Below are 26,091 nucleotides of genomic sequence, written 5' to 3'. Positions count from 1 at the left end.
CGCTGTGTTCAATCGGCTTGTTTTTCAAAGGTGCATTGTACTTGTGGATCATTAAGGGTGTATTTAACAGTTGTAGGGCTCACAAATTCTATGCTTTGCCTAATGGTTTTTTCGTTAACGGGATCAACACAGCGACTCATTCTTAGGCTGTTATCTACACCATCACTTTTGTATTTATACGAGCTGGTTACAAAGCAAAAGTCAGGTTTTTTAGTGGTACGTGTGCCGTTATGCAGACTTTCAAACGCGATATGCTCGCCTAATTTGAAGCCCGCGTCTGGGTAGACTGGGTTAATTAAACTCAATTGACTATCCACACACAGTGGGGAGTTAGCAGTTACCACCTGGTAATCGCCAAGCATTGTTTTTAATAACGGTATAAAACGGCTTTTATTACTTGGCGTAGCCAATGCAGATGCACTAATAAAGGTTGTCGAAATTAAAAAACAAAGTAAGGTTTTCATTAAGTGGGCGTATCCTCGTAATAAGTAACGTGCGGCGCTAACTTTTATAACTATAACAGAGATTTAATCTAAAAAAAGGACACATCACTTAGCATTATGTAATGCAGTGTTGTAGTTATGTTTTACGAGTAATAAAACAAAGTGGTTTAATTACTAAATAAATAAACCACTAAGGGTGACTTTACTGCCAGTATTTTGCAAATAATTGCGGATAGCTTTGCTTTAAAAATTTAGGTTTGTCTTTAAAGCGTTTACCTGCAGGTTGCTCGCCTGATGGAACAAACGGCAACTCGTCGTCGTTGCGCTGCTCATAAAGTAAACCCGCAATTAAATCGTATTCATCAATATAAGGGTAAGGTTGCTCATTTAAATAATACACCGGTGAACACTGTGCAAGTGAGTCAGCATCATTCAATGCGTTATTAAATACGGCTTCTCCTCGCGATATAAGCCAACATCTAAATTCGCTAAAGCCATATTCGTCATTACAACCGGCCATAACAAATGCGGCACCGAACAAATCCCAGGTAAAAGATTTGCGCATGTTAATACCAAAAAATTTATCAAAAGCAATAAGCTGCTCGTCAGTAAGCTCGCTCAGTTTAGCTTTTAAATTGTCGCTTACGCTTTGAGGGTCGAGCCCTAACTCAGGCGTGGTCACTAAATCCCAAAATTCCTGCTCAGTTAACACTGTCATTCTAAAATCTCTTTTACTCGACCAACTTGACCGTCTTCTAGGCGTACTTTAATACCATGCGGGTGATTAGGTGACTTAGTTAATAAACGCTCAACTACACCTTGGGTTAATGTGCCGCTGCGTTGATCTTCTTTTAATACAATATTTACGGTTGTACCTGGTGTGATTTGCGAACGCGATGGAACAGCCATGCTTTATATCCTAAAAATAATTTTGGTAATTATACCGTCCAAAGCTAGGCAAACCAATGTTAATCAACTAAAAACGCTACTTGCTTAGCCGCTACCGGTAAGCTTATTTTGCTAAGTTCAGCGTTAATAATATCGACTAGCTGAGAGAAATGCGCCTCGGTGTCGTGATAGGCTACATCATCTTCAAAATAGCAGCTTATTTTTAGTGACTTTGCTTCATTTTTTAAATCAACGGTGTGAGTTAAATAGGCAAAGCCATAATGAGTCGCTTTTATTTGCTCACAGGCGTTAGTGAGGGCTTGGCGTATTTGTTTGTCGCGCAATTTTTGTGTTTTTGTCATAACTTATTGTGTTTGCTCACTTTGTTGTTTTTTATATTCTTCAAAATTTTTATCTTGTTTTTTAAGGCACTCATAATACTCTTTATCGGCTTTATAATTACATTCATCTAAACGTGCCGATTGAATTTCATGAAAGCGAGCGTCGGAGCTGCACCCTGCAAGTACCGAAAATCCCACAAACAGCAATGCACTTTTAGTTATTTGGCTGATTAACATTAGAATTCCTTACACTTTCGTTATCGAAAGCAACAATATTATTGTATATTAGCGTCATAAAAACCTGACTTTGCATAGGACCCATAATTATGATGTCGCAGTTACAAAAGCTGTTTCAGCGTATAGACAAAAGCAAGATATTTCAATCATTTGTTATTGCTGTCATTGTTGTTTCTGCCCTCACCGTAGGTGCTCATACCTATTCTCTTCACCCCACTGTAGAATTTATTCTAAATTGGATGGATGTAGGAATAACAACGTTCTTTTTAATCGAGTTAATTATTCGCTTTATTGCAAGTAAAGGATTAAAAGACTTTTTTTCAAAGGGCTGGAATATATTTGATACCATTATTGTACTTGGCAGCTTGTACCCAGCTGCGGGCTCAACCATGTTACTTGCTCGATTGCTGCGCATATTTAGGGTACTGCGTTTAGTATCAATGATCCCCGAGCTGCGCTTACTTGTAAATTCATTACTTAAAGCTATACCGCAAATGGGTTACATAGCGCTGCTTATGTTTGTTATTTTTTATATTTACGCAGCTATGGGCAGCATGATGTTTGCCGATATTAACCCCGTGCTTTGGCAAGACGTATCCATTTCAATGTTAACGCTATTTAGAATAGCCACCTTTGAAGATTGGACCGACATTATGTACGAAACCATGGCGGTGTACGAGCTGAGCTGGATTTACTATCTCACTTTTATCTTTTTAACCGCATTTGTGTTTTTAAACATGATGGTAGGTGCCATTTTAGAAGTGATGAGCGAAGAGCATCGCAGTGCCCGTGAGCTCAAAGCAGATAATAGCTCTCTTCCGGCAACACAAGGACAGGTTATTGAGCTTCAAGCGCAAATTGCAGAGCTAAAAACGTTATTGGGTAATAAAAATACTCATAGCTAAAACTTAAAAAGCCCTTTGCATTGAGTTAATGCAAAGGGCTTTTGGTTACTCATCTTGCTGCTTTTGTGTGCTTTCAAACGAAATTACGTTATCAACCTTCATTTTAAACGCTTCAAAAAACGCATTTTTTAAAACCGATACCACCGCTTCAAAAGTAGAAACGTCAGCATTATCTAACTGCCCTTCTATAGGCACCCGAGCAGCCACCAGCTTTGACTCGTCGTTTTCTAATAACGAACTGAGTAAATCAATACTGCCTTCAAAAATAGCAGTAAATAGGCCGTCGTCATCTTTTTCAATGTCTTCACGCCACGAAAAAACACTTAAATTGTGCACACCGGCTTTTACATAACCATTTAAGTTATTGTTGTTAGCTGCAAGCTCCATTGCACCATCAATGCCACCGGCCTCAATATCAAATGGGGTATACACTTTAAAAACAGTTTCGAGATTTTTAACAGAAAAACGTTGTACCTCAACATTAAAATCAAAATTAGCTTGTTCACTAAAAGGGTCTAACTTCCCGTTTAAGATAAGTGCAGCCTCTCCCATTAAAGCACCTTCTACATTTAAACTGGTGACTAGCGTTTTAGAAAGGTTTTGGGCATTGGTTATATTTTTAATCTCAGCATTTATGTTTGAAATATACGTGGGTTTTTCGCCGTCGTTTGTCGCATTAACTAGCGAAACTTTACCGTTATTAATACGCAAGGTATCGATTGAAAAAAGCACTAAGTCGTTAGCAAGCCCAACCCAAGTTGTTTCGTCTTTAACTTGTTGGTTTTGCTCAGCGGTTGATGGGTCCTTATCGTATATAACAATTTCTGGGCGAGTAAAAGCCATATTAGTGACTAAATTGCCCTTCAAAAGTGCAGACCAAGCAAGTGAAAAATCAAGGGTTTGTATCGCCAACAAAGGTTTAGGGGCTGATGTTGCATCTACAGCGTAAATTTCAACATCGTCAATCGCATATGCACCACGATATAAATATAAATCTACATCACCAACATGTCCTGTTATTCCTTGTGTTTGTTCTAGCTGCTGGTTTACATAATATTGAACCGCATAAGGCGCTGCCGCTCTTAATAAAATTAAAAATAAAATTGTAGTAACTAAAACAGACAAACATTTATTTCGGGCATGCTTAAAAGTAAAAGCCATTTTATATCCTTGTTGTGGGGCTTAATTACTCGAATAAGTAAATGTTACGGGCGTAAGTGAACTAAATACGCACAAATCAGCTAAAACCGAGCAAAAAGCGATGTAATACGATAACGGCAGCAAAAGCTATACCAAAAAACGTAATATAGATGTATTAGACACAAACAAGTAATACATAAACTTTTACAAATAGCATGCTTTAATAACAGCGCTTTGCTCGAATTAATAAGCAACCTCAACTACATTAAAAAGTAACTCACACAAGAACATACCTCTATGAGTCCAATATTTTTTATTTTAGTTACACTTTTACTAACCAGTATTATTTGGTCTGTTATTTTTTTAATGGCGTGGTTTACACTAGGGAAAAAGTCATACGCTTTATTTTGGGGTGGTGCGTTTGTACTCTCTGCGTGCCAATGGGGCACTATCTTATTAAGGCCCTACTTCGACTCAGATACCCTTTATTGGATGACGGGAGTGAGCTTTTCTATGGGGTCTGTGATTTTAGGCACATGCGGGCACGCTATTCGTGCTCGATGCCCTATTAATTTAAAGTATTTATTAGCATTAGCCGTGATCACGCTAGCCGCGGTTTATTATTATAAAGCCATAAATGTTCATGTTGGCTTATTCATGTCGTTATATATTTATTACGATATTTTACTGCTGCTGGTAAATGCCGTAATTATAATAAAACATAAAGCCAAATCGCTCCCAGCTGAAGTTGGTGCGGCCATTACTTACACTTTGTGTGGAATATGTTTATTCATTGCTGCCACTATCGCGCTGATGCAAGGAAGCCAAGTGAACCAAACTTATTTAGACTTATACACACTCATTAACTTTATAACGGTCCCAACTGCGCATGTGGGTATGGCGGTGTTTATTATTTTTATAATGGCTTCAGACTTAGCCCAAGAGATGCAAAAACTCGCCATAACCGATGTACTAACAAAATGCATAAACAGGCGCGGATTTTACGATATTGGCCAACAAAAACTTGAAGCTCATCTAAGCTGTAAACAGCATGTATCCCTTATATATTGGGATATAGACTCGTTTAAAAATATCAATGACGAATTTGGACACGCTGCAGGGGATGAGGTGTTAGTTCAAGCAACTCAGCGTATAAAAGCGTGTTTACAAAAAGAAGATATTTTTGCCCGACTAGGTGGAGAAGAATTTGTCGTACTCATAGCCAGAGAGACAGAATTAAAAGCACAGAAGTTTGCTGATACATTACGAGAAACTCTTGCAAGTAAGCCCATTGCATGCAAAAAGCAATGTATAGATGTTACGGCAAGCTTTGGGGTGATCAGTATCAAGTGTGTTAACACACCAATTGATAAAGCTATAGATTTAGCCGACAAAGCTTTGTACATAGCAAAGCATGAGGGGAAAAATAAAGTAGCATATGCAATGCCGCTTAACTAAAAAAAGGGTTAGCAATACGCTAACCCTTTTTAATATATAGTTTTAAATGTAAAAATTATTCACCGTCTACAATAATGCGCAGCATACGACGAAGTGGCTCTGCAGCGCCCCACAATAGCTGATCGCCTACAGTAAATGCGCTAATGTATTTAGGGCCCATCGCTAATTTACGAATACGACCAACAGGAATACTTAAAGTCCCTGTTACTTTAACTGGGGTTAAATCAGTAGCCGTGATATCACGTTCATTAGGGATAACTTTAACCCACTCGTTATGCGAAGCTAAAATTTCTTCAATTTTTTCAACGCTAATGTCTTCACGTAATTTAATGGTCATGGCTTGGCTGTGACAACGCATTGCACCAATACGTACACATAAACCATCAATGGGTACTGGCTGCTTAGACGAGCCTAAAATTTTGTTCGCTTCAACCTGAGCTTTCCACTCTTCTTTAGACTGGCCACTTGGCATTGGCACGTCAATCCACGGAATTAAGCTACCAGCAAGCGGCACGCCAAATTGGTCTTGTGGTAAATCGCTTGAAGCCATTTTTTCGCTCACTATTTTATCTATTTCTAAAATAGCTGAACTTGGGTTATCTAGTTGCTCGGCAACGCTTGAATGAATAGCGCCCATTTGTGCAATAAGCTCTTTCATATTACGAGCGCCGGCACCAGAGGCCGCTTGGTAAGTCATTGGGCTTACCCATTCAATTAAGTCTTGCTCAAACAAGCCACCTAAAGCAAGTAGCATTAACGATACGGTACAGTTACCGCCTACAAAGGTTTTTACGCCTTGCTCTAAACCTTGTTCGATAACATCTTTATTTACAGGGTCAAGTACAATTATGCTGTCATCAACCATACGCAGTGCAGAAGCTGCATCAATCCAGTAACCACCCCAACCCGATTCGCGTAATTTAGGGTAAACCGCTTTGGTATAATCACCACCTTGACAGGTAACAATAATATCCATTTTAGCAAGTTCATTTACATCACTTGCATCGAGTAACGGTTTTGCGTCGCCCGCAATATCTGGGCCGAGTTGCCCAGCTTGTGAGGTGGTGAAAAAGGTGGTGTCGATATGCGCAAAATCATTTTGCTGTTGCATACGTTCTAATAACACAGAGCCAACCATGCCACGCCAACCGACTAATCCTACTTTTTTCATTGTTTTTTCCACTGTTTGATTCATAAAAGATGCCTTAATACATTAAAAATTAAAATTCATTGCGTGAGAATTAATTTTTATTAAACCTAACACCCAAAGCGCCCTAAAACTAGTGAATAAAGCGAAACTTAAATATTTTTCATAGTCATAAAAAAGCCCTGTATTAAATACAGGGCTAATCGGTAGTTAGGTTTTATTATATCCCCCTTCCTTGGGATTAAAATTAAAACTCGTAGCTGTAACTTAAATCAAACGTTACACCTTGTTCTTTTGAGCGCACTATAATGTCTGATTGGGTTACCTCTTGATCTTCATCGAGTAAGTTTTTAACTTTAAACTTAATCTTAGAATTAAAATCTGGGTAGTAGGTGTAAACTAAATCAAGTGAGTGAAATGGTTGCTCATACGCGTCATCCCTATTAGCAACACCGGCTGCTAAAATTCGCTCACCAAAAACGTTATAAACTAATGAGCTGCTGTGCATGCCATCTAATGAATCGTAGTTTAATTGTAAATTAACTACATACTCAGAGTGGCCTGTCATACGTTTTTTAGGATTAGTTAATGTACCCGCAAGTGCTGGGTCAATAGACGCTTCAGAATCACTTAATGTGATATTACCGCTAGTAAATAGGCCTTCACTTACAAAAGTTAAGTCTTGTAGCCATTCAGCTTCAATACCATATACTTCTGCTGTTTCACCATTTATAAACGATGCTGAGTAATCTTCATCACCAATGTTTAAAACTGTTTCAATTGGCGCTGTAATATCTTTATAAAACGCCGCTACGCTAAATGAATTACCAGCTTGTCCGTAATACTCATAGCGTAAGTCGTAGTTTTTAATTGGGCTACTTTTAATCCCCGTACGACCAAACGTTCTAATATCGGTCAAAGGGTCATAATACGTAACTGGCACTACTTCACGAAAATCAGGGCGTACTACTGTTTCGCCATAACCTAAGCGCACCTGGTAATCATCGCCACCTACATAGGTAATAGACAGTGCTGGGTACCAATCATCGGTAATCACAGAGCCTGCTTGAATTTTATCTGGATCGTAAAAGGTATTTAAATCATCTTCATCAAAAATAAGGCTCGATGTACCGATAGAAGATTGTTTAAATTCTTCATAACGAATACCACCGCTTATTCTTAACCATTGATCATAAAACACATCGAAAGACGCATAACCTGCATCCACCTTTTGCGCAGCAATGTAATCGTCGGCATCAGGCGCTGTTGGCTCATTAAAGTCAACTAACACAGCGTTATTATCAATAAAGTCGTCAGTTAAAAAGCCACTATTATTAAGCGCATCGTTGCTACCGTCGTTTATTGAAATACCAGAGCCACCACTATTGTTTATAGCAAAGCTTGAGGTATTAAATATTCGGGCTCTGTCAGAAAAATCGTAACCCACTTTAAACTCAACTTCCATACTCTCAAAGCTAAGTGGCAAGGTTAAATTACCGCCGTACGATTTAACACGCTCTTGCATATTGGTGTATGACATAATTACACGGTTATCATCCCCTGTAATAGTTGAGCCTGCATAGCTGCCATCACTATTATAAGTGTCACGAAACTCAAAATCGGCACTGGTAGGTATATCAGTCGTTGCTTTAGCTTCGGTGTACTGCCAATCGGCACCAATACCAAAATAATCTAAAAAGGTGTGTTGGCCCATAAACTGCGTAATGTTTAATTGGCGTTCTTCGTAATTAAACTCATGATTACGGTTTGCAATCCCATCACCGGCAATACTAAACGTAGAACTACCCGCAGGGCTTTGCGAAATAGCAATTTCAGATTCATCTTCATTATCAATAATGTAAAGCTGTTGAGCTGAAATACTGTGAGTACCTAAACGGTATGACAAGCTTAATGAACCGTTATAACTTTCGGTTTCAGTTGTCACTTGCGAATTTTTGACTGTGTTGTAACACGAGTTACTCACATCATCACTGGTCGCTAACGACGTTGTACAATCAATATTGCCTTCTTCGTTTTCTAAATCTTGGGTGATAACTGAGCTAAAACGTTCTTCAAAATCCCATTCGCTTTTGTAAGCACCGGCAAGCAAAAACCCAACCTTGCCACCAAAATAGCTCTCTTCAAAGCTATCACCATAATGGGCTTTAATATTATAACGCGGGTCTAAAGACTCTTCTTTTAACTCATAATCGCGAGGAAGCGATTTTAAGAGTGCGTTATTAACAGCGGTTGCTTGTTCTGCACGCGTTAAATCGCCATCTTCAAAACCTTCACTACTAACAATATTGCCAATACCAAAATTACCACGGTAGGTAGAAATAGCTTCAGTTAAAACACTCGGAATGCCATTTTCGTTACGATTGTAAGTAAATCCATCACTCGATGCGGTATCGTAACCTGCACCCACTTCAATACCTGCTGTAAATTCACTCGGTGCGGTTTTAGTTCTAATATCTATATTACCGCCACCAAACGCTGCTGGCATGTCTGGAGAGTAGGCTTTTTGAACGGCCATACTTTCAATTATACTGGCAGGGAAAATATCCAGCGGAATAACGTTACGGGTTAAATCTGGGCTTGGGATGTAAGCGCCATTTAAACGCGCACTAGAGTAACGCTCACCAAGGCCCCTAACGTAAATAAACTTACCATCAACAAGCGTTAGGCCTGTTACACGACGAAGCGCAGATGCAGCATCGCTGTCGCCCGTGCGTGATAACTGTTCAGAGCCTAAAATATCGGCAACAAAGGCTTGGTTTTTACGCTCTTCTACAACTGCCGCAGCGCTCCCTTGTAAACGCGTACCTACAGCAACAACTTCTTCTATTTCTTGTTCGTTTGTTAACTGTTCATCGGCTTGGGCAGCAATTAAACTGGTTGACTGAGCAACTAAACCTAAACCAATTGCCCAGGTAATATGATTGAGTCTATGCTTTTTAGACATGAGATAATCCTAATCAGGTTATACAAAAGAGGCGCCTGACGCTTAAATAACAAGCCACAAGGCGCCTTTAATTAGAGGTTATAAAGGGTGTTGCTATTTAGTCAGCATTTGCTGCTGTAACAGCCGCTTCAACCCATTTGTACCAGCTAGAGTCTGTATCCTGATCCGATACTGCACCAATGTAGTTTACGCTTTCAAAGAATGAATCGCTTGCGCTTAAGTCTGTTGCAGTAACCGTTACTTCGCTAGCCGCGGTGTTTGTAGCAAAACCGTTATCTGCAAGTACTGCAACATCATCAGTTAAGATTTGGTTAGCACCGTCATTTTCAAACCACGCTGTTTTTGTTTGACCTGCTAATGGGCCGCTTGCAAACGTATCTGTATCAGTAAAGTTTGCAGAACACGCCATTACAGAACTTGTGAATGAGATTTTATCTGCTTGTGTTTCACCGTCGCCTGAAAACTCAATACATTGCGTGTTAGTGGCGTTTTGCTTAACAATAACTGTGTTGTAAATGCTTGAATTAAATTGGTCATCAAACTTGTAAGCTTGTGAAGGGTCATCATCACGTACCGAGTTACCATCGGTAGTTACAACCGTTACATTGGCAACCGTTGGATTAGATGGAGACACTTGCTCGGTAGAAGAACCTTTAACACCATCAGACTCAAAGCCATTGTTACCCATGTTAACTACAGTGCCGTCATTTAGTGTCACAGTACCGTGTTGAATAAATAAGTACTGAGCTTTACCTTGCCAACCTGCGTCAAAGTCAAATGAATCATCTTGTGTATCTGTTACCGCTACGTGTTTAAGCGTTGTAGCACCACCAAAAATTTCAATACCGTCATCAAAACCTTGGTGAATGTGTAGGTAATCAAACTCAGAACCAGAGCCAACTGCATTTAGTGTTAGTGAATTTAAATCATCGCCTTCACCACCAACGCGAGGGCCTGAACCTGCGTACCAAATTTTAGCCCATTTAATATTACCGCTAGAGTCTGCATTATCGTTACCACCAAAGTAGCTTGTAATACCTTCAGAGGCTACGTTACACGTACCACCGTCACGCTCTGCATCAGTACATTGGTCAGTAATACCGTTACCATTAATAATGATACCGCCCCAATCTGCGTAGCGTGCGCCTTCACCTGCTGTATCAAAACGGTCGAACGCATTTGCAGAAGTAAATACAACCGGCTTTTCTTCAGTACCTACTGCTTGAATTTTTGCACCACGTGCAATACGTACAATTGCTTCACCTGAGCCAAATGCTAAGACAGCACCTGGTTCAACAGTCATTGTCGGGCCATTTGCTGGTACTTCAAAGCCATCTACTGTGCTGCCGTCTTCGCCAATTTGTAATGCATCTTCAAAAACATGAACACCGCCATCAGGTAGCTCAGCGAAAGTAATGTTGCTTGTGATAGAAATTGTTTTGCTCGCAAACGAGTCGTTGTATAAACAATCAATGCCGCTTACTACGCCTGTTACCGTACCTGCATCTGATTCGTAGCTTGCACAAACAGCTTCTTCTTCTGTTGTTGAACCAGTGGTATTGTTTGAATTATTAACACTGTTATCTGTTGTTGAGCTGTTATCGTTTACAGTAGGTGTAATTTCGATATCGCCGCCACAGCCAGCTAGCGTCATTGCAGTTGCTACTAGGCTGACCTTGAATAAATCAGATAATTTCATTGTTCACTCCGTTAAAGTATTTAATTATTTTGTTAGTGCATTAAGTAAAAAACTTAAGTCACTTTAAGGCACGATACTCATGCATTAAGGTGACCTGAGTTATCGGATGCAAATAAGATACGGGAGGGATATGACAAAGTAGTTACAGTTTGGTAACCATAAGATGACAATGGTAATTAATTTAAATTCAATAACTTAAATAATTTAACAACGAAAAAAACCGCCCTAAGGCGGTTTTGGTGTTGCGATTATGAAAAAGGTAAACGCTCTTTTATTGGTATAAAATAGCGTTAGAGTAAAAAGTTAAAGTAACGCGGCTTTAAGTGTTTGCGCATGCACTTTTTCACGCTTCACATATTTGATCCACTGATTTGCTAAACGTTGTGATTTATCATGCTTTTGGGCTTGTTCAAACGCTAAAATAGACGCATCAAAATTTTGCATATTGTACTGTGCCATACCTAGCGCAACGTAGGCGTTTGATTCAAAATCAAGACCGCCTTTATCAAGCGCCTTACGCGCAGCATCAGCGGCTTCTTCGTATTGCTCGATGTTAACATAAACTTCAGCTAAGCGTTGATCGTACTTGCCATGCTCTGATAGGTCAGCCGCTTTTGCAAAGTAACTAATCGACTTTTCGTCTTCTTTGGCCTGGATCATAGCCTCTGCAATAAAGGCATAGTTCTTCGCTGACTTTTCTACAACGCCGCTTTCTATCGCATCACTCATTGTTTTAGCCGCTTTGTATGCTAGGCCGTTATAAAGGTAAGTTTGCGATAATTGCCTTAAGTCAGACTTAGTTTTTAAAAAGCCTTGTTGATAAGCTGCTTCTATTACTGCTAGTTGTTCTTTTTCTTTGCCAGTTTCTCCGTACATACCAGCTAGCTGAACCCAGTACTCTGGTTTATTGTAAAGTTTGACCATGCGCTCAAGTACTGCAACTACATTATCTGTTTGATTAAGTGAGTAATACATAGCGCGCTGAAGTACCAGCCAATTTTCTTTAGGGGTTTTACCTTCGCTGTCGCTAAGAGCAATAACTTGATTGATGTACTCAAGTCCCTTTGGATATTCTTTTAACTGATAGTAAGTTTGCGCTCTAAGTAAATAATACCCTTCAGTAATAGGTTTGGTATTTATTTCATCCCATTTATCTAAAAACGCAATTACTTTTTTATACTCACCATTTGCCATTGCAAGCTGCGCTAGGCTAAACGTAGTACTTAAACGTAATGACTCTGGAATAGCCTCTTCGGCTACCACTTTTTCAAAAGAGGCAATCGCTTTAGGTAAATCATTTTCGTTGTAATAAATAAAGCCATAAAAGTTATGCATCATCGCGATTTCGTACGAGTTCATACTAGACGCTCGCTCTTGAATGCTATCAAGTGCTTCAAGGCCACCTTTTACATCGCCATCGTCAGCAAGCTTTTGCGCTCGAGCGAGTTGGCTATAAACCTTTTCACGCAATGCGGGTACACGCTTTGTTTTTTGCTCTGCATGTGCAGTGGCTACGTTTAGCCCTGGCACAAGGCTTAGTGTACTTGGCACAACAATACTTGCACTAATCGCGGCAGTGCAAAATAATGCCAGTTTTAAATTTTTAGCTGTAGGTAGTAATTTCATAATCGCCTCGCTATTTCATCCAATTAAGATAAATTAACCATTAATTTGGAAAGATATTTTGTTTTGAACACCCGCCACTTCAACGGCTTCACCATTTACTACGCGCGGTTTATATTTAAATTTAAGTGCAGCATCCATCGCAGCTCTATCAAACAGTGACTCAGGAACCGCTTTTACTACTTGCGGATCTCGCACAGTACCTTGCTTAGTTACTGTAAATTCCACAATTACGTAGCCTTCAATACCACGCGACAAAGCACGGCGCGGATACACAGGAGCTACTTTTACAATGGGTAGATATTCACCATCACTGGTTTCAAGCGCTAAGCCACCTGCTAGGTCAACGTCGCTGCCTACATCGGCGCCAAAGTCAAAATTATTGCTGGCCGCGTTTGCATCATTATTTTGCATTTGCGGCGACTCCATTGGCGGTGGTGGCTCTTTTGGAGTAGGTGGCTTTTGCGGTTTACGTTCTTTCTTCTGTACTGTTTCTTCTTTTTTCAAACGTACAAAGTCTAGAACGTTTCCTTTTACTGGCTCCGACATGGCACCTTCACCACCGGTGATCAGTGCCTGCATGCCTAAAAACAGCATAAAGGTCACTACGCCCGCTACTATTAATGCTACTAAATATCGCAACATGACTAACCCTTAAGACGCATCTTGTGCAGCAATTGACACATCAAACGCACCCGCAGCACGCGACGCATCCATTACTTTAATTAACATATCAGTGGTCGCTTTTTTATCAGCCTGAATGACCACGCTCCCTTGTGGGTTTTCTGCTTTTAAGCGTTCAATATTAGCTTGCACTGCACGTACATCGATTTGGCGTTTATTAATCCAAATCTCGCCTGTATCAGAAATAGCCACTAAAATATTTGCGCGTTCTTTTTTAACCGCTGTTGCGGCTTCTGGGCGGTTTACATCAATACCGGCTTCTTTCACAAACGAGGCGGTAACAATAAAGAAAATAAGCATGATAAATACAACGTCTAACATTGGGGTCATGTTAATTTCTTCTGCTTCGTCTTCTTGTAATAGATTTCCTAACGGGGCTCTCATTTTTATTCTCCTAGGATGAGCGACTATATAAGCCGCTTATCAAAATGTTACTTAATGGTCTAAAACCATGCTGTCTTGTAGTAGTTCAACTTCGCGCTTGGCTCTGCGTTGTAAAAACGTAGAGGCAAATACACCCGAAAGTGCACCAACCATACCTGCCATGGTTGGAATAGTTGCTTTAGAAACACCTGATGCCATAGAGCGCGCACTACCTGTACCGGTAATTGCCATTACATCAAATACTTCAATCATTCCCGTTACTGTGCCTAATAGGCCAAGTAGCGGACATAATGCAACCATTACATTTATCAGCGCTAAGTTGGTGTCTAAACGCATTGAGGCACGAGAGATCATTGCCTGGCGTATTTGCTCAGCATTCCAGCTATTGCGCTCTGCACGGTTTTTCCACTGCGCTTTTACGTTTTGCTTGTAACTACGAAAACCTTTGAAAAAATATATAAATCGCTCGAGTATCAATAACCACATCGCGAAGATTAACACCCCGATGACCAAGAGGACTTGGCCACCAGTGTCGAGAAAATCACGGATAGCATTGATTGAGTCAATCAATAGCACCATGGTTTATGCTCCCTTCTCGCTTCGCTGTGCGATAATACCTGCGCTTTGCTCTTGAATAGTAAGCAATATGTTTTTAGCGCGTGTATTGAGTAGGGTGTATAAAAATACCGTAGGAATTGCCACAACTAAGCCTAAAACCGTTGTAACCAATGCTTGCGAAATACCACCAGCCATTAGTTTAGGGTCACCTGTACCAAATAATGTGATTGCTTGGAAGGTGTTGATCATACCGGTTACTGTACCTAGTAAACCTAGTAACGGTGCCACCACCGAGATGATTTTAATCAGCGTTAAATTACGCGTTACTTTTGGCATTTCACGTAAAATAGCTTCACTTAATTTAAGTTCTAATGTGTCGTGGGCAACATCAGGGAACTGATCTTTTACTTTCATTACGCGACCAAGTGGGTTGTCATCGCGTGCTACATCATCTTTGAGTTGACGACGAATTTTACCGCCCATAATCAGTAATGAGAAAAAACGCTCAAGTGAAATAAGTAAAGCAATGACACCTACACCTAAAATAACATAACCGACTGTGCCACCTTGGTGCACACGCTCTTCGGTATCTGGTGCTTGCACTAATAAGCCTAAAATTGAGCCACCCGTTGGGTCAAGCGCAAACTGTACAACACCGTTTTTAGTGTTTTGTAACTCATCTGCTGTTGCAGTGAAACGCGCTACAGGCTGGCGATTTAACTCGCTTAAGGTATTTGTTACTGGGTTAAATTCTAGGTATTTACCGTTAGAGATTAAGTTAAAAGCACCAACACGCACCACTTCTTGCTGTGCTTTTTCACCACCTTGTACAATTACATCGGTAGTAAAGCGGCTTACTTTACCTTGCTCTGTCATTTCACGTTGTAGCTCAAACCATACTTTTTCAATATCTTCGATAGAGGCAAGCTTTGAAGTAGAGCCCATTTTTTGTGCTAGCTCATCCATAAATGTGCTACGACCCGCAATTTCAGCTGATACCACAGAGGTAGCAAACTTATTGCTAGAATCGCCTGCAACTTGCTGAAGCACACCAAATAGCTCCTTTAAAGAACCCATTCGTTTAGACAGTGTATCTGTTAAGTTAGCAAGTTTTACTTCGTTTTCTTCAAACTGTGTTTCTAAGCGCTCAGACTCGACAAGCATTTGATTACGTTTTGCTTGTGTATTGTTAAGCATTTGCACTTGTTCGTTTTGGCGCGCCATAAATTCTTGTTCGCGTTGTTTGTTTTGTGCGCTTTGAGCCGATTTGCCTTCTTCAAGTGTTTTTAATAATGAGTCTAAATCCATAGGCTCAGCAGCCACACTTGTGCCTGCAAAGCTTAGGCTTGCAGCAAAAAGGGCCACTTTTGTCATTTGAGTAAACAGTTTCATTTTCAACCTCTTATTCTGCTGCGTGTACTGGCAGAGTTAACATATCTGGGGCAAGTTGCTTACGTGCTATGCGTAAACCTTTGTTGATTTGGCTAATTGTTGAGTCTGGTAATGTAACAAACGATTTTGTTTGTTCATCCCAGCTACCGGCTTGCTTGCCATCACGTGTTAAATAAATAAGCTCTAAGCGGCCAATGCGTAAAAAGTCTACTTCACGCTCTTTACCGTCTACCGTTAACAGTGAGGTGTAGGCTTCAATAGTGCGTCCGTAATCAACTTCTACTTGGTATGCTTCTAATACGCGGCGGAATTTTTCGCTTGAGTTAATATCTGCACGGTCCATCATGGCGTTTAAAGAGCTAATACGCTTAGTGCGCTCTTCTTGCAAAAATGGCACATCAAGTGCTACAAATTGCTCAAGCCCTTCAATCATGCGCAGCATTAGTGGTGTGATCTGACGCTCAATAATAGAGACCTGATCCATTGAAAGGTTAAGTGACTCCATTTCTTCAATTTGGTTATTTAACTGTTTAGTTAATTGCGCGTTATAAACAGTTAAACCATCAATTTCTTTATTAAGGGTTTTAAACTGTTGAAGACGTCCTTGCATTGAATCAGCAATCTTGTCTATTTTTGTTTGTGATTGCGCAGCTGATTTATTAATTTCACTGCTTTTATCGATAACCTTTTCTAAATCATTGGCATGTACTGCAGCACTTGCTGCTACAATACCAGCTAAGATCAATGGTTTAACGCCTTTCATCGCATACACCTTTACTCGTTAATTAGCGGATTTGCTAGTTTGTTGTTTTAGCCTAAACTGACTTGTTTTAGGCTAAAGATTTTCAATGAGTGAAATTGTATAGAGGAATAATGACAGGCATGTTGCGCAAAAAAGTCTATTTTGTTACAGGTGTAACATTTACGTCTTATATCGTTGTTTTTGTACAAAAGCGTATATTTTAGCAGCAAATACACGCCCTAGTTGTTAAGCTAATAAAGCGTTAATTGTGTTTAATGTTTGCTGGTGGTCGGTGTAATTTATTTTAATTGCAATGGCTTTATTATCAGTTATTAATACTAACGAAGGAAAGCCTTGTATTGGTAAGCTTGCACTAAATGCTAACTCCGCATGTAATTTTTGATTCAAAGCCTCTGAGCAAAGTTCCTCGGTAAACTGTTGTTTATCTAGGCCTATTTTTTCAGCTAAGTTAATGAGGGTACTTTCATCAGATGGGTTTTGAGCATGTAGATAATAAGCATGTTGAATTGCCTCTATCATTTGTGGTTCTTTATTATGCGCTCTGGCAATAATTGCTGCTCGACAGGCTGGGTAAGTAGAGCGCCTTGGCTGACATACCTGCCAAAAATCAAAATTAAACTGTGTTCCCAACATCGCACTAATTTTATGCCATGTGCCTTCAAGCATGGCACGCATATTTTCTAGCATGGTCTCTTGGCTATCTGGAGCAAGCCCCCCTACTTTGTATTCTATAGTTAGCTGCGAAGCTAATGCGGCTTTTAGTTTTAACCACGTCGGTTTATACCCCCAGCACCAACTGCACATAGGGTCGTGTACATATATAAGTTTAGTTTGAGTCATAGTGTTCCTGTGTGATTTGATACAACTTTGTTACGCCCCTGCTCTTTAGCTAGGTACAGGTATTCGTCTGCTTGTTTAAGTGCACGGCTGTAATACTCCACATTATCAACCTGTGCCACACCAATACTACAGGTAATAGATACCTGTTTATTATTAGTGGTTAAAATAGCTTGTTTTGCGACACATTGTCTAAAATCATCGGCTAATTTTGTAGCCACTGGCGCTGTTTCTTTAGGTAAAATAACAACAAACTCTTCGCCGCCATAACGGGCTTTAACTGCGGAGTTTGGAAATTGTGAATCAAGTAGTTTGGTAAATTCAATCAACACTGTATCGCCAAAATCGTGACCGTACGTATCATTTAGTCGTTTAAAAAAATCTAAATCAAGTAATAAAATAGAAAACGGCAGGTAGCTTTCGGGTTTTTTAGCGGCTAATTTTAAAAAATGAGCTGTAATAAAGCGCCTGTTAGCACCACCTGTTAACTGATCTGTGTAGGCATCTTGCGTTTGCGCAAGGGTTATATCGGCAATTGCCAGATGGCTTTTATGCCTAAAATACTCACCTATAAACGAAAAAATAAACACCAGTGTAAAAGAGGCTAAAAACCGAGACTTTTCAACATTGCCATAGTTAACTTGCCCAAAATCAGGCCCGTATAAAATAACACTGCAGCACAGTAATAATCCTAAGCCAAACCTGCAGCCATGCTTTACACCTAAAGAGGCAAAACACACCACAGGGTAAAACATAAGCCAATAAAGCGCGGTATTTTCTTTTCCTCCGGTATACGTAAGGGCCACACACATAATAAACACTATACACATACTTATAAGTGCAACCATTTCTAGTTTGGCAGTTTTTATAAAATAAAAGGTGCCGCTAATGAGGGTAATATTAACCGCTATTAACGATGTTGTAAGAATAGGCGAATACACCTTGTAGTTAAAAACCACTAACATGGAGATAACAATAATAGCAATGGCTATCATGGTGAATAGTGAAAATGCTTGGCGCTGTTTATCCGAACTATACACCTTATCTATGTTAATAAGGCTTAACCAACTTTGTCCTGCTGATGATTTCTTGGGCATACTTTAAACTCTAAACTTTTGAATCATTTGCTCTAAATCACTAAATTGTTGTTTAAGTTTAGTACATTCATTAAGGGTGTTTTTTAAATTTTCTTGGCTTTGTACCGATAGCTCGCTCATGCTTGTAATATCTGAATCAAGTACTTTAACAAGCTCGTTTTGCTCAACAGTTGCATTAGCAACACTATGATTAGCTGTGCTAATTTGTTTTATCGACTCTATTATTTGGCCCATTAATACGCTCACACCTTCAGCGTGCTCTACACTTTTTTCACTGTCTTGAATGCTTGTTTTCATCAGTTCTACCGCTTGGTTTGAGCCCCTTTGTAATTGTTCTACGGTATCTTCAATCTCTTGGGTTGATTGCTGAGTACGATGTGCTAATTGACGCACCTCATCAGCAACAACAGCAAAACCGCGCCCTGCTTCACCGGCTCTTGCAGCTTCAATTGCCGCATTTAATGCAAGTAAGTTGGTTTGCTCGCTCACACCTTTAATCACCTCAAGCACTTGCCCAATACTAATTGTATGCGCGTTAAGGCTATTAATCGTATGTTGCGCTTGTTCCATATTAGCCGATAACTGATGAATACTATTAACACTGTGCGATAAAGTTTGCTGGTTTTGTGTTGAATGTTCATCTGCATTTTTAGCAATTACAGAGGCGTCACTGGCGTTATTTGCAATAGCCATAGCCGATTGCGAAAAATTATTTACCGCCATAGCGACACTGTCAGTACGCTTAGTTTGGTCATGGTGCATGGCTAGTGAAGAATGTGTTTGCGACACCACACTGGCTATTACGCTATCGAGTTGTTCAGTCGTTAATTTAACGTGTTCAATAGAGTGCTGAATTTTTTCAATAAAAATGTTAAACGAGTGACTAATTTGGCCAAATTCATCATTGTTTTCAACCTTTAAACGTTTGGTTAAATCGCCTTCGCCTTTTGCAATATCTTCTAATGCATCATTTAGGCGCGCCATAGGTTGCATCAAATAACGCAGTAAAAACTGCATAAACACAATAATGGCCACAATTCCCACTAACATATAAATAAGCGCGTTAATACCAAAGCGAGACACCTCTGCATAGGCTTGGTTTTTATTAATAACAACACCTAAATACCAGTCAACATTGTCTATGCCACGTATTTTAGTAAACGATATCAACTGCGGCTCACCCGCTATATCATATTGTGTAAATTCGCTATTAAGCGCAGTAGATTGGCCAAATAATTCAGATGTGGTTTTTAAATTAAGTTCGCTATTAGGATGGCTTAGTACTTGGCCATTATTATCTACTAAAAAGGCATACCCTAATCCTAAGAAATCAATATCGTTAATTATTTCAGTCACTGTATGCATGTCTATATCTGCTCCCGCTACGCCACTAAAACGTCCATTGCTTTGAATGGGCACGACTGCAGAAATAGTCAGCTCGTTAGTGGTTACATCAATATAAGGGGTTGTAAAAGCAGAATAGCTTTTATTTTCAACTAACTTATACCAAGGTCGTGAGGTGGCATTAAACTCTGGTGGTAATACAATGCTTTGATCGTTAAGTATAAATAAGCCACTTGGTTTACCAATGTAAGTGTTTTTAAAGCCGCCTGCGTATTTGGCAGTATTGAGCTGAGTGAGCGTTAATTGCTTTTGGTCACTGTTTTGGTGAGTTTGCGCAATCGACTTAACTATGGCTAGTTTAGCATTGAGCCAGCTCGCAATGTTTTGTGAGGTAGATTCTGAATTTTGCTTAAGGACTAAATCGAGCTGCTGTTGCGTTTGGTTACGCATGGCGATGTAATTATTAATAGCAAATAAACCCAGTACAATTACCAGTACCATAGATGCTGCAATAGTCACTTTTGAGGTAAATTTAAGTGAGTTAAGCATGACTGCCCTTTTTTATTTTTTGTTATTAATTATATTTTTAGCAAAATTTTAAAGGTATGTCGTCGCTATTGAGATATATAGCCAGGTTATGGCCATAAAATAAGAATAAAGAACCAGCTATTTACTATATATATTTGTAACACAAATAATTTATAGATAAGGGAAAATAATTTGGAACGTTCCTAGTTGTTTGTAATAAAAAAGCGACTGAATACGTATTCAGCCGCTCTTTAAGCAAAGAGTATTTACCACTTTTTAGCTAAACGAACCACGTTCAAGCCATACCAAGCAATAAATACATAACACACTAGCGGAACAAAAAAGCTTTGCTGAATATTAACAACATCAGCAATATAACCTTGTAATAAAGGCACCAAGGCCCCCCCTACAATTGCCAAACACAACCAGCCAGAGCCCTTACTTGTTAATGAGCCTAAGCGCTCTATAGCAACAGAGAAAATAGTTGGGAACATAATTGAGTTAAATAAGCCAATGGTCAGTACCGCGTATAGGGCTACATTACCTTGGGTAAAAATAGTCACAAGTAATAAAGCAATTACCATACAAGCATTAAATGCCAACGCTTTAGATGGCGCTATTTTTTGCAGTAAAGCTGAGCCAATAAAGCGGCCAACCATTGCTCCGCCCCAATAATAGCTGATCAGTGCTGCCGCAGCGTGCTCTTCAAGTCCAGCTATATGTGCTTCACCAAAAAAGTTAACTAAAAAACTGCCTATAGCCACTTCACCACCCACATAACAAAAAATAGCCAAAACACCCATTGTTAGATGAGGAGCTTGTGTTAAAGAGCGAGTTTCATTAACTGGGTTATTTTCTTCTTTATGGCCTTCTATTTCTGGAAGTTTAATAAAGGCAAATACAATAGCAATAACCAGTAAGGCCACTGCCAACATTAAATAAGGCACTTTAACAGATTCAGCGCTTGCAGCACTGACCGCGAGTGTTCCCGCTGTGCCAAAAAACAGTATACCCCCAACATAAGGGCCTACCGTAGTACCTAAGGCATTAAGCGCTTGCGCTAAATTTAGTCTTGATGATGCGGTTTTTTCTGGGCCTAAAGCAGCCACATATGGGTTTGCAGACACTTGCAAAACAGTTACACCAGCAGCCAATACAAATAAAGCACCCAAAAACAACCAGTATTCATGCACCACTACTGCAGGGTAGAACAACATACAGCCCATTGAAGCAACCACTAGACCGGTTAGTATGCCTTTTTTATAGCCTAATTGTTTAACCAAAATTCCAGCAGGAATAGAGACAATAAAATAGGCGCCAAAAAAGCAAAACTGCACCAGCATTGCTTCAAAATAAGTTAGGTCAAAAACGCCCTTTAAACGGGGAATTAGTACATCGTTTAAAACGGTAATAAAACCCCATAAAAAAAACAGTGTGGTCATTGCAGTCAGCGGTAACAGGTAATTTTTATTTTGTTGCTCTTTGACCGCAAATGATTGATTGGTATTTATTTCACTCACGTCATTTTCACTCCATTAACAAGTTGAAAATGATTTTACACGTTTGTGACACGTTAAAAGCACTAAATTTTTGGAACGTTACAATTTATCACATTCATTTAATAATGTATTTTTGAGCCTTTGCGTTTCGCCACTATTTTTAAACTTATACAATCCCGTATTAATATTTTCTAAAACAGTAAGCCAATTAGGAGTGCTTTTACTAATAGCAAAATATAGAGGGTTATATTGAATTGCCTTGCTTTCTGGTTCGATAGCACTAAGAAGTGCCTGTTTTTCACTATTGGCTAAAGAGGCATATTTTACTGAGTAAATAAGCACATCGAGGTCGCCTATGATTAAATCTACACGCTTTGCAACAAGCAAGTTTACAAGCTGTAAATCGTCAACAGCATCAATAATGATAAATTCGTTGTTATCCATCATGGCATCAAATTCAGGGGTATTTTGATACCCTCTTACTACCCCAATACGTGAGCCTTTAAGCGATTTTAAATTTCCATTAAACCTATCTGGCTCGCCTTTTCGTTTTAAAAAACCTATATTGCCGCCTTCAAACGAATTTGAGAGCCCTAACAATTTACGACGTGTTTGCCCTGCTACATAATCAGAAGGTGCGGTATCTTCAATATAATATTCTGGCATTAATATATCAGCTTTGCCTAATTCTACCGCGCGTACAGCCCGTGCCCAAGGAACAAACTCAATATACACACTGTAGTCAACACTATTTAAAACGGCTACGCTAAATTGATATACCCAGCCTTTATTACATAGTTTATTACCTATATACGGAGGCCAGTCTAATGTTACAACATGGATGGTTTGAACACTGTTAGGGGCATTAAACAAATACCCCGATTTATAGCGCTCACCTATTACAGTGCGACGAGTATCATTTTGTATGTAAGTGATGGGCACTTGCGCAAAACAATAAGATGAAAAGAGTATAAAAATTAAAAGTACGCGCATAATTACACTTTGTTTGGGGTATGTCCCTAAAGTGTAGAACTAAGTACGTAAAGTAAAAGAAATTTTAGCGATCATTTTAGCTTTGCTCGCTTATGCTTTATCCCATTTCATTTTATTATTGGTATCGCGGGAATTAATAATAGTTGCATCGCTACTCTCTACTCCACCTAGCTTGGCTAAACGGTCGTACAATACTACATTACAAGTAGCTGCAAGGTTCATACACCCTATTGTTGGCACATACACGACTTCATCACACCATTTTAAAACGTCTTTTGGAATAGAGCCGTCTTCAGGACCAAATACATAAAATGCATTTTCTGGGTGCTTAAACTCAGGCAAAGGCGTTGCACCTTCAATTAATTCAATAACCACTACGGTAGCACCTTCTGGTTTTACATTTTGAAGATTATCAGCACTACTAAGAGGGATTCGTTCAACGACATTTTTAGTATCGGTGTGAAACTTTTTAGCGTTTAAATAACGGCTACCGGTAAAAAATACTTGCTTTGCATCGTAGCAACCAGCGGCACGTAAAACGCCACCTACGTTTGTAGGGCTTTTAGGATTAATTAAACCAATTACAGCGCTAAACTTGCTCATTAATCGCAATCCTGTGTTGGCCACTCAGCAATGTATAAATCAAAGTCATCAAGCTTTACGTCACAATCTTTAACTGTTTTATCTTTAACAGATATACCTAGCTCGTGCATTTTTGCTTTTTCGCCATTATTTAAAAGCGGGTGCCATGACGCTAAACCACGCCCCTCGTGAAGACGGCGGTAGCTGCAGCTTTGCGGCATAAAAAAGATATCTTTAAGGTTGGCTTTGGTAAGCTTTACGCATGATGGGACAAGCGTCTGGCGGTTTTCGTATTCGCTACAACCACAGGTGTTGTTATCAAGATATTGGCAAACAATATTTGTGAAAATAAGTTCTTCGCCTTCACGTAACTGATCGGTGGCGGTAAATTCGTCTTCGTCTTCGCTATCAATAAAGGTATTTAAACAGCATTTTCCGCACCCATCACAAATCGCTTCCCATTCGTTTTGGCTCATATTGGCTAAGCTTTTCTTAAGCCAAAACTGTGTACTTGCTAACTCTTGATCAAACATAATTTACTCGCGCCCCTAAAGAGCGCGCATTCTAACGTATTGCAGCTATACGCGCAAAGCCCGTGCCTTTATTAATACGGGCTTGGCGTATTTTATTACTGAAGCGTGGCAACCCAACGCTTTATTTTTTCCTCTAAAATTGGCATAGGCAGTGCGCCATCAATCAATATTTGCGTATGAAACGCTTTAATATCAAACTTATCGCCAAGCTCTTTTTTAGCATAATCACGCAGTTGCTTAATTTTAAACTCCCCCAGCTTGTAAGAAAGAGCTTGACCAGGCCATGCAATATAACGCTCAACTTCTGCTATTACATCACTTTTAGCCATTGACGAATTTGCCAGCATGTAATCGATACCTTGCTGTCGAGTCCAACCTTTTGCATGAAAGCCAGTATCAAGCACTAAGCGCATTGCTCTGAGTTGTTCATCGGCTAAACGCCCGTACCACATATAAGGGTCGGTGAATAAGCCAAGCTCTTTACCAAGGCTTTCTGCATACAATGCCCAGCCCTCTGCAAATACAGTGTAGCCACCAAATTTTCTAAAATCTGGTAGGCCATCTATTTCTTGCTGTAAAGCAATTTGAAAGTGATGGCCTGGAGCTGCCTCGTGGATTGAGAGTGTTTCGAGTAAAAACTTTGGCTGTGCTTTTAAATTAAACGTGTTTATGTAAAAAATCCCTGGGCGAGAGCCATCAGGTGCAGGTGCTGCATAAGACGCCCCCGCTGCAGATTGGGCTCTGTAAGCTTCAACAGCTTTTACTACGTATGGCGCTTTAGGGGCAATATCAAATAGCGTGGGGACACGTGCATCTATTTTTTGTTTCACGTTTTCATAGGCTGCTATCAGCTCTTGCGGTGTAGTGTAATAAAACTCGTCTGAATCACGTAAATGATGAAAAAATTCTGCCAACGAACCATTAAATCCAACATCCTGTTTTACTTTTTTCATTTCATCTAAAATACGCGCGACTTCGCTTAAACCAATGGCGTGAATTTCATCTGCAGATAAGCTTAACGTGGTATTTTTTTTAATTTGATATTCATACCAAGCCTGACCATTTGGTAAGTCACTATAGCCAACTGTTGTGCGGCTGTTAGGAATATACTCATTGGCTAAAAAATCACTCATGCTTTTATAAGCAGGAACCAATTGCGTCATAATAAGTGAGCGGTACTGCGCTGTAATTTGCTGCTTTTGTTGCGCTGTAAATGACTCAGGAATGTTTTTAACTGGCCCCCAAAATAACGAGTCCTCAGCACGTTTAACAACATGTGCTGCAAATTGCGGCTGTAGTTTTTTAGCTAAAGGTTTTGGTAAAGAAATACCTTGCTTTAAACCTTCCCCCATTGAGCGTTGAACACTTGCAAGCCATGCTACAAAGCCTTCACTGCGCTTTACAAAATTACTATAATCTTCGACTGTATTAAATGGTTGCGCACTTTGCCCTGAGCCAAAACCTGCAAAGGTATTATGCGAGCCTGCCATTTGGTTTATTGGCAACATGTAAGATGGGAATTTCATGCCTTGTAAATTAAGTGCCAAATCACGCTCTAATATTTCGTAGCTTAAAAGTGCCTGTCCTGTTAATTGCGATTTGTCAATAAAGGTAAGGCGCTGTTGATACTTTTTATAAAATGCTGCTTTTTTTGCCCGGTTTTCAGTTGAAAGCTCTGGGGTAAACTTATCATTAAATTCACTGCGACCACTGTAGGTTGCATTAATAGGTTTAAAGCTGAGTAACTCGTTGTAATACTGTGCTACAAGTACATCTAATTGCTGCTCATTAGAGAGCTCTGAAACAATAGCTGCGGGTGCGTTTGAGGTGTTTAGCTGTGCACCACTGCCAGTGTTATTACTGGTTTGTATATTCATACAGCCACTTAAAGCAAACATAACGCCACTGGCAACTAAGGCTAATTTAATTGATTTCATGATAATCCTTTTTAGTATCGTCAGCCGATTATGCGCATTTAACCGGCGTTAATAAAGAAATTACGATAAGTGGCGATTATCCAATTATATTTACACTTTTATATTAGGTTGTTA

Annotated in this window: 25 protein-coding genes; 2 read left to right on the top strand and 23 right to left on the bottom strand. The window is 39.6% G+C overall.

The window, feature by feature from the left end; genetic code table 11:
* Positions 1-8: 8 nt before the first annotated feature.
* The 5 genes from WDB87_RS13210 to WDB87_RS13190 form a co-directional block, all read right to left on the bottom strand.
* Positions 9-464, bottom strand: a complete 456-nt coding sequence (locus WDB87_RS13210) for a hypothetical protein (RefSeq protein ID WP_337850096.1) — start codon at positions 462-464, stop codon at positions 9-11.
* A 181-nt stretch (positions 465-645) separates the two neighbouring features.
* Entirely contained in the window at positions 646-1,161 is a 516-nt protein-coding gene (locus WDB87_RS13205; RefSeq protein WP_337850095.1) for a DUF4240 domain-containing protein, read from the bottom strand.
* Complete coding sequence (locus tag WDB87_RS13200; protein ID WP_138540049.1) at positions 1,158-1,352, bottom strand: YwbE family protein; 195 nt, start codon at positions 1,350-1,352, stop codon at positions 1,158-1,160. Before WDB87_RS13200 ends, WDB87_RS13205 begins: the two co-directional genes overlap by 4 nt.
* A 59-nt stretch (positions 1,353-1,411) precedes the next feature.
* Positions 1,412-1,693, bottom strand: coding sequence for a hypothetical protein (locus WDB87_RS13195; RefSeq protein WP_286248210.1), 282 nt, complete (start codon positions 1,691-1,693; stop codon positions 1,412-1,414).
* A gap of 3 nt (positions 1,694-1,696) precedes the next feature.
* On the bottom strand, positions 1,697-1,909 hold the full coding sequence (locus WDB87_RS13190) for a hypothetical protein (RefSeq protein ID WP_286248208.1): 213 nt from the start codon (positions 1,907-1,909) through the stop codon (positions 1,697-1,699).
* A gap of 89 nt (positions 1,910-1,998) precedes the next feature.
* Here WDB87_RS13190 and WDB87_RS13185 point away from each other — a divergent pair, with 89 nt between their 5' ends.
* Entirely contained in the window at positions 1,999-2,814 is an 816-nt protein-coding gene (locus WDB87_RS13185) for an ion transporter (RefSeq protein WP_286248206.1), read from the top strand.
* Positions 2,815-2,859: 45 nt separating this feature from the next.
* Here the strand turns inward: WDB87_RS13185 and WDB87_RS13180 are convergent, their stop codons facing one another.
* Complete coding sequence (locus tag WDB87_RS13180; RefSeq protein ID WP_337850094.1) at positions 2,860-3,975, bottom strand: DUF748 domain-containing protein; 1,116 nt, start codon at positions 3,973-3,975, stop codon at positions 2,860-2,862.
* A gap of 276 nt (positions 3,976-4,251) precedes the next feature.
* Here WDB87_RS13180 and WDB87_RS13175 point away from each other — a divergent pair, with 276 nt between their 5' ends.
* A complete protein-coding gene (locus tag WDB87_RS13175) occupies positions 4,252-5,412 on the top strand; it encodes a GGDEF domain-containing protein (RefSeq protein ID WP_337850093.1) in 1,161 nt (386 codons plus the stop codon).
* 55 nt (positions 5,413-5,467) lie between these two features.
* Here WDB87_RS13175 and asd read toward each other — a convergent pair whose 3' ends face one another.
* The 17 genes from asd to WDB87_RS13090 form a co-directional block, all read right to left on the bottom strand.
* Entirely contained in the window at positions 5,468-6,607 is a 1,140-nt protein-coding gene (asd, locus tag WDB87_RS13170; protein WP_337850092.1) for an aspartate-semialdehyde dehydrogenase, read from the bottom strand.
* Positions 6,608-6,806: 199 nt separating this feature from the next.
* A complete protein-coding gene (locus WDB87_RS13165; protein ID WP_337850091.1) occupies positions 6,807-9,524 on the bottom strand; it encodes a TonB-dependent receptor plug domain-containing protein in 2,718 nt (905 codons plus the stop codon).
* A gap of 97 nt (positions 9,525-9,621) precedes the next feature.
* Positions 9,622-11,223: a hypothetical protein gene (locus tag WDB87_RS13160; RefSeq protein ID WP_337850090.1), complete on the bottom strand. Its 1,602-nt coding sequence runs from the start codon at positions 11,221-11,223 to the stop codon at positions 9,622-9,624.
* Positions 11,224-11,526: 303 nt separating this feature from the next.
* Positions 11,527-12,849, bottom strand: a complete 1,323-nt coding sequence (locus WDB87_RS13155; RefSeq protein WP_286248192.1) for a CDC27 family protein — start codon at positions 12,847-12,849, stop codon at positions 11,527-11,529.
* Between the two features lie 33 nt (positions 12,850-12,882).
* Entirely contained in the window at positions 12,883-13,488 is a 606-nt protein-coding gene (locus tag WDB87_RS13150) for an energy transducer TonB (protein WP_029772986.1), read from the bottom strand.
* 12 nt (positions 13,489-13,500) lie between these two features.
* Positions 13,501-13,914: an ExbD/TolR family protein gene (locus tag WDB87_RS13145; RefSeq protein WP_004586342.1), complete on the bottom strand. Its 414-nt coding sequence runs from the start codon at positions 13,912-13,914 to the stop codon at positions 13,501-13,503.
* Between the two features lie 51 nt (positions 13,915-13,965).
* Complete coding sequence (locus WDB87_RS13140; protein ID WP_286248189.1) at positions 13,966-14,493, bottom strand: MotA/TolQ/ExbB proton channel family protein; 528 nt, start codon at positions 14,491-14,493, stop codon at positions 13,966-13,968.
* Positions 14,494-14,496: 3 nt separating this feature from the next.
* Complete coding sequence (locus WDB87_RS13135) at positions 14,497-15,864, bottom strand: MotA/TolQ/ExbB proton channel family protein (protein ID WP_337850089.1); 1,368 nt, start codon at positions 15,862-15,864, stop codon at positions 14,497-14,499.
* A 10-nt stretch (positions 15,865-15,874) separates the two neighbouring features.
* Entirely contained in the window at positions 15,875-16,627 is a 753-nt protein-coding gene (locus WDB87_RS13130; protein ID WP_286248185.1) for a DUF3450 domain-containing protein, read from the bottom strand.
* A 225-nt stretch (positions 16,628-16,852) separates the two neighbouring features.
* Positions 16,853-17,467 carry a DsbA family protein gene (locus WDB87_RS13125; protein WP_337850088.1) on the bottom strand — a complete coding sequence of 205 codons (615 nt, stop codon included), beginning with the start codon at positions 17,465-17,467 and terminating at the stop codon, positions 16,853-16,855.
* Positions 17,464-18,561, bottom strand: a complete 1,098-nt coding sequence (locus tag WDB87_RS13120) for a GGDEF domain-containing protein (protein ID WP_337850087.1) — start codon at positions 18,559-18,561, stop codon at positions 17,464-17,466. Before WDB87_RS13120 ends, WDB87_RS13125 begins: the two co-directional genes overlap by 4 nt.
* 3 nt (positions 18,562-18,564) lie before the next feature.
* Positions 18,565-20,454, bottom strand: coding sequence for a methyl-accepting chemotaxis protein (locus tag WDB87_RS13115; protein WP_337850086.1), 1,890 nt, complete (start codon positions 20,452-20,454; stop codon positions 18,565-18,567).
* 245 nt (positions 20,455-20,699) lie between these two features.
* Positions 20,700-21,953, bottom strand: coding sequence for a sugar MFS transporter (locus tag WDB87_RS13110; RefSeq protein ID WP_337850085.1), 1,254 nt, complete (start codon positions 21,951-21,953; stop codon positions 20,700-20,702).
* Between the two features lie 78 nt (positions 21,954-22,031).
* Positions 22,032-22,925, bottom strand: coding sequence for a substrate-binding periplasmic protein (locus WDB87_RS13105; RefSeq protein ID WP_337850084.1), 894 nt, complete (start codon positions 22,923-22,925; stop codon positions 22,032-22,034).
* Positions 22,926-23,015: 90 nt separating this feature from the next.
* Positions 23,016-23,528 carry an RNA methyltransferase gene (locus tag WDB87_RS13100; protein ID WP_286248172.1) on the bottom strand — a complete coding sequence of 171 codons (513 nt, stop codon included), beginning with the start codon at positions 23,526-23,528 and terminating at the stop codon, positions 23,016-23,018.
* Positions 23,528-24,040, bottom strand: a complete 513-nt coding sequence (locus WDB87_RS13095) for a YcgN family cysteine cluster protein (RefSeq protein ID WP_286248170.1) — start codon at positions 24,038-24,040, stop codon at positions 23,528-23,530. The genes WDB87_RS13100 and WDB87_RS13095 overlap by 1 nt, the downstream gene beginning before the upstream one ends.
* A gap of 95 nt (positions 24,041-24,135) precedes the next feature.
* Positions 24,136-25,977 (bottom strand): DUF885 domain-containing protein, encoded by a 1,842-nt coding sequence (locus WDB87_RS13090; RefSeq protein ID WP_337850083.1) that lies wholly within the window; start codon positions 25,975-25,977, stop codon positions 24,136-24,138.
* Positions 25,978-26,091: the final 114 nt, after the last annotated feature.

The organism is Pseudoalteromonas sp. C12FD-1, assembly GCF_037414265.1.
Lineage (GTDB): Bacteria > Pseudomonadota > Gammaproteobacteria > Enterobacterales > Alteromonadaceae > Pseudoalteromonas.
The sequence above is the reverse complement of the archived record's forward strand: the minus strand, read 5'-3'. Positions and strand labels throughout refer to the sequence as shown.

Bases quoted from the DNA above. Each gene is read 5' to 3' on its own strand.
- WDB87_RS13210 (WP_337850096.1), bottom strand. From the start codon at position 464: ATGAAAACCTTACTTTGTTTTTTAATTTCGACAACCTTTATTAGTGCA.
- WDB87_RS13205 (WP_337850095.1), bottom strand. From the start codon at position 1,161: ATGACAGTGTTAACTGAGCAGGAATTTTGGGATTTAGTGACCACGCCT.
- WDB87_RS13200 (WP_138540049.1), bottom strand. From the start codon at position 1,352: ATGGCTGTTCCATCGCGTTCGCAAATCACACCAGGTACAACCGTAAAT.
- WDB87_RS13195 (WP_286248210.1), bottom strand. From the start codon at position 1,693: ATGACAAAAACACAAAAATTGCGCGACAAACAAATACGCCAAGCCCTC.
- WDB87_RS13190 (WP_286248208.1), bottom strand. From the start codon at position 1,909: ATGTTAATCAGCCAAATAACTAAAAGTGCATTGCTGTTTGTGGGATTT.
- WDB87_RS13185 (WP_286248206.1), top strand. From the start codon at position 1,999: ATGATGTCGCAGTTACAAAAGCTGTTTCAGCGTATAGACAAAAGCAAG.
- WDB87_RS13180 (WP_337850094.1), bottom strand. From the start codon at position 3,975: ATGGCTTTTACTTTTAAGCATGCCCGAAATAAATGTTTGTCTGTTTTA.
- WDB87_RS13175 (WP_337850093.1), top strand. From the start codon at position 4,252: ATGAGTCCAATATTTTTTATTTTAGTTACACTTTTACTAACCAGTATT.
- asd (WP_337850092.1), bottom strand. From the start codon at position 6,607: ATGAATCAAACAGTGGAAAAAACAATGAAAAAAGTAGGATTAGTCGGT.
- WDB87_RS13165 (WP_337850091.1), bottom strand. From the start codon at position 9,524: ATGTCTAAAAAGCATAGACTCAATCATATTACCTGGGCAATTGGTTTA.
- WDB87_RS13160 (WP_337850090.1), bottom strand. From the start codon at position 11,223: ATGAAATTATCTGATTTATTCAAGGTCAGCCTAGTAGCAACTGCAATG.
- WDB87_RS13155 (WP_286248192.1), bottom strand. From the start codon at position 12,849: ATGAAATTACTACCTACAGCTAAAAATTTAAAACTGGCATTATTTTGC.
- WDB87_RS13145 (WP_004586342.1), bottom strand. From the start codon at position 13,914: ATGAGAGCCCCGTTAGGAAATCTATTACAAGAAGACGAAGCAGAAGAA.
- WDB87_RS13140 (WP_286248189.1), bottom strand. From the start codon at position 14,493: ATGGTGCTATTGATTGACTCAATCAATGCTATCCGTGATTTTCTCGAC.
- WDB87_RS13135 (WP_337850089.1), bottom strand. From the start codon at position 15,864: ATGAAACTGTTTACTCAAATGACAAAAGTGGCCCTTTTTGCTGCAAGC.
- WDB87_RS13130 (WP_286248185.1), bottom strand. From the start codon at position 16,627: ATGAAAGGCGTTAAACCATTGATCTTAGCTGGTATTGTAGCAGCAAGT.
- WDB87_RS13125 (WP_337850088.1), bottom strand. From the start codon at position 17,467: ATGACTCAAACTAAACTTATATATGTACACGACCCTATGTGCAGTTGG.
- WDB87_RS13120 (WP_337850087.1), bottom strand. From the start codon at position 18,561: ATGCCCAAGAAATCATCAGCAGGACAAAGTTGGTTAAGCCTTATTAAC.
- WDB87_RS13115 (WP_337850086.1), bottom strand. From the start codon at position 20,454: ATGCTTAACTCACTTAAATTTACCTCAAAAGTGACTATTGCAGCATCT.
- WDB87_RS13105 (WP_337850084.1), bottom strand. From the start codon at position 22,925: ATGCGCGTACTTTTAATTTTTATACTCTTTTCATCTTATTGTTTTGCG.
- WDB87_RS13100 (WP_286248172.1), bottom strand. From the start codon at position 23,528: ATGAGCAAGTTTAGCGCTGTAATTGGTTTAATTAATCCTAAAAGCCCT.
- WDB87_RS13095 (WP_286248170.1), bottom strand. From the start codon at position 24,040: ATGTTTGATCAAGAGTTAGCAAGTACACAGTTTTGGCTTAAGAAAAGC.
- WDB87_RS13090 (WP_337850083.1), bottom strand. From the start codon at position 25,977: ATGAAATCAATTAAATTAGCCTTAGTTGCCAGTGGCGTTATGTTTGCT.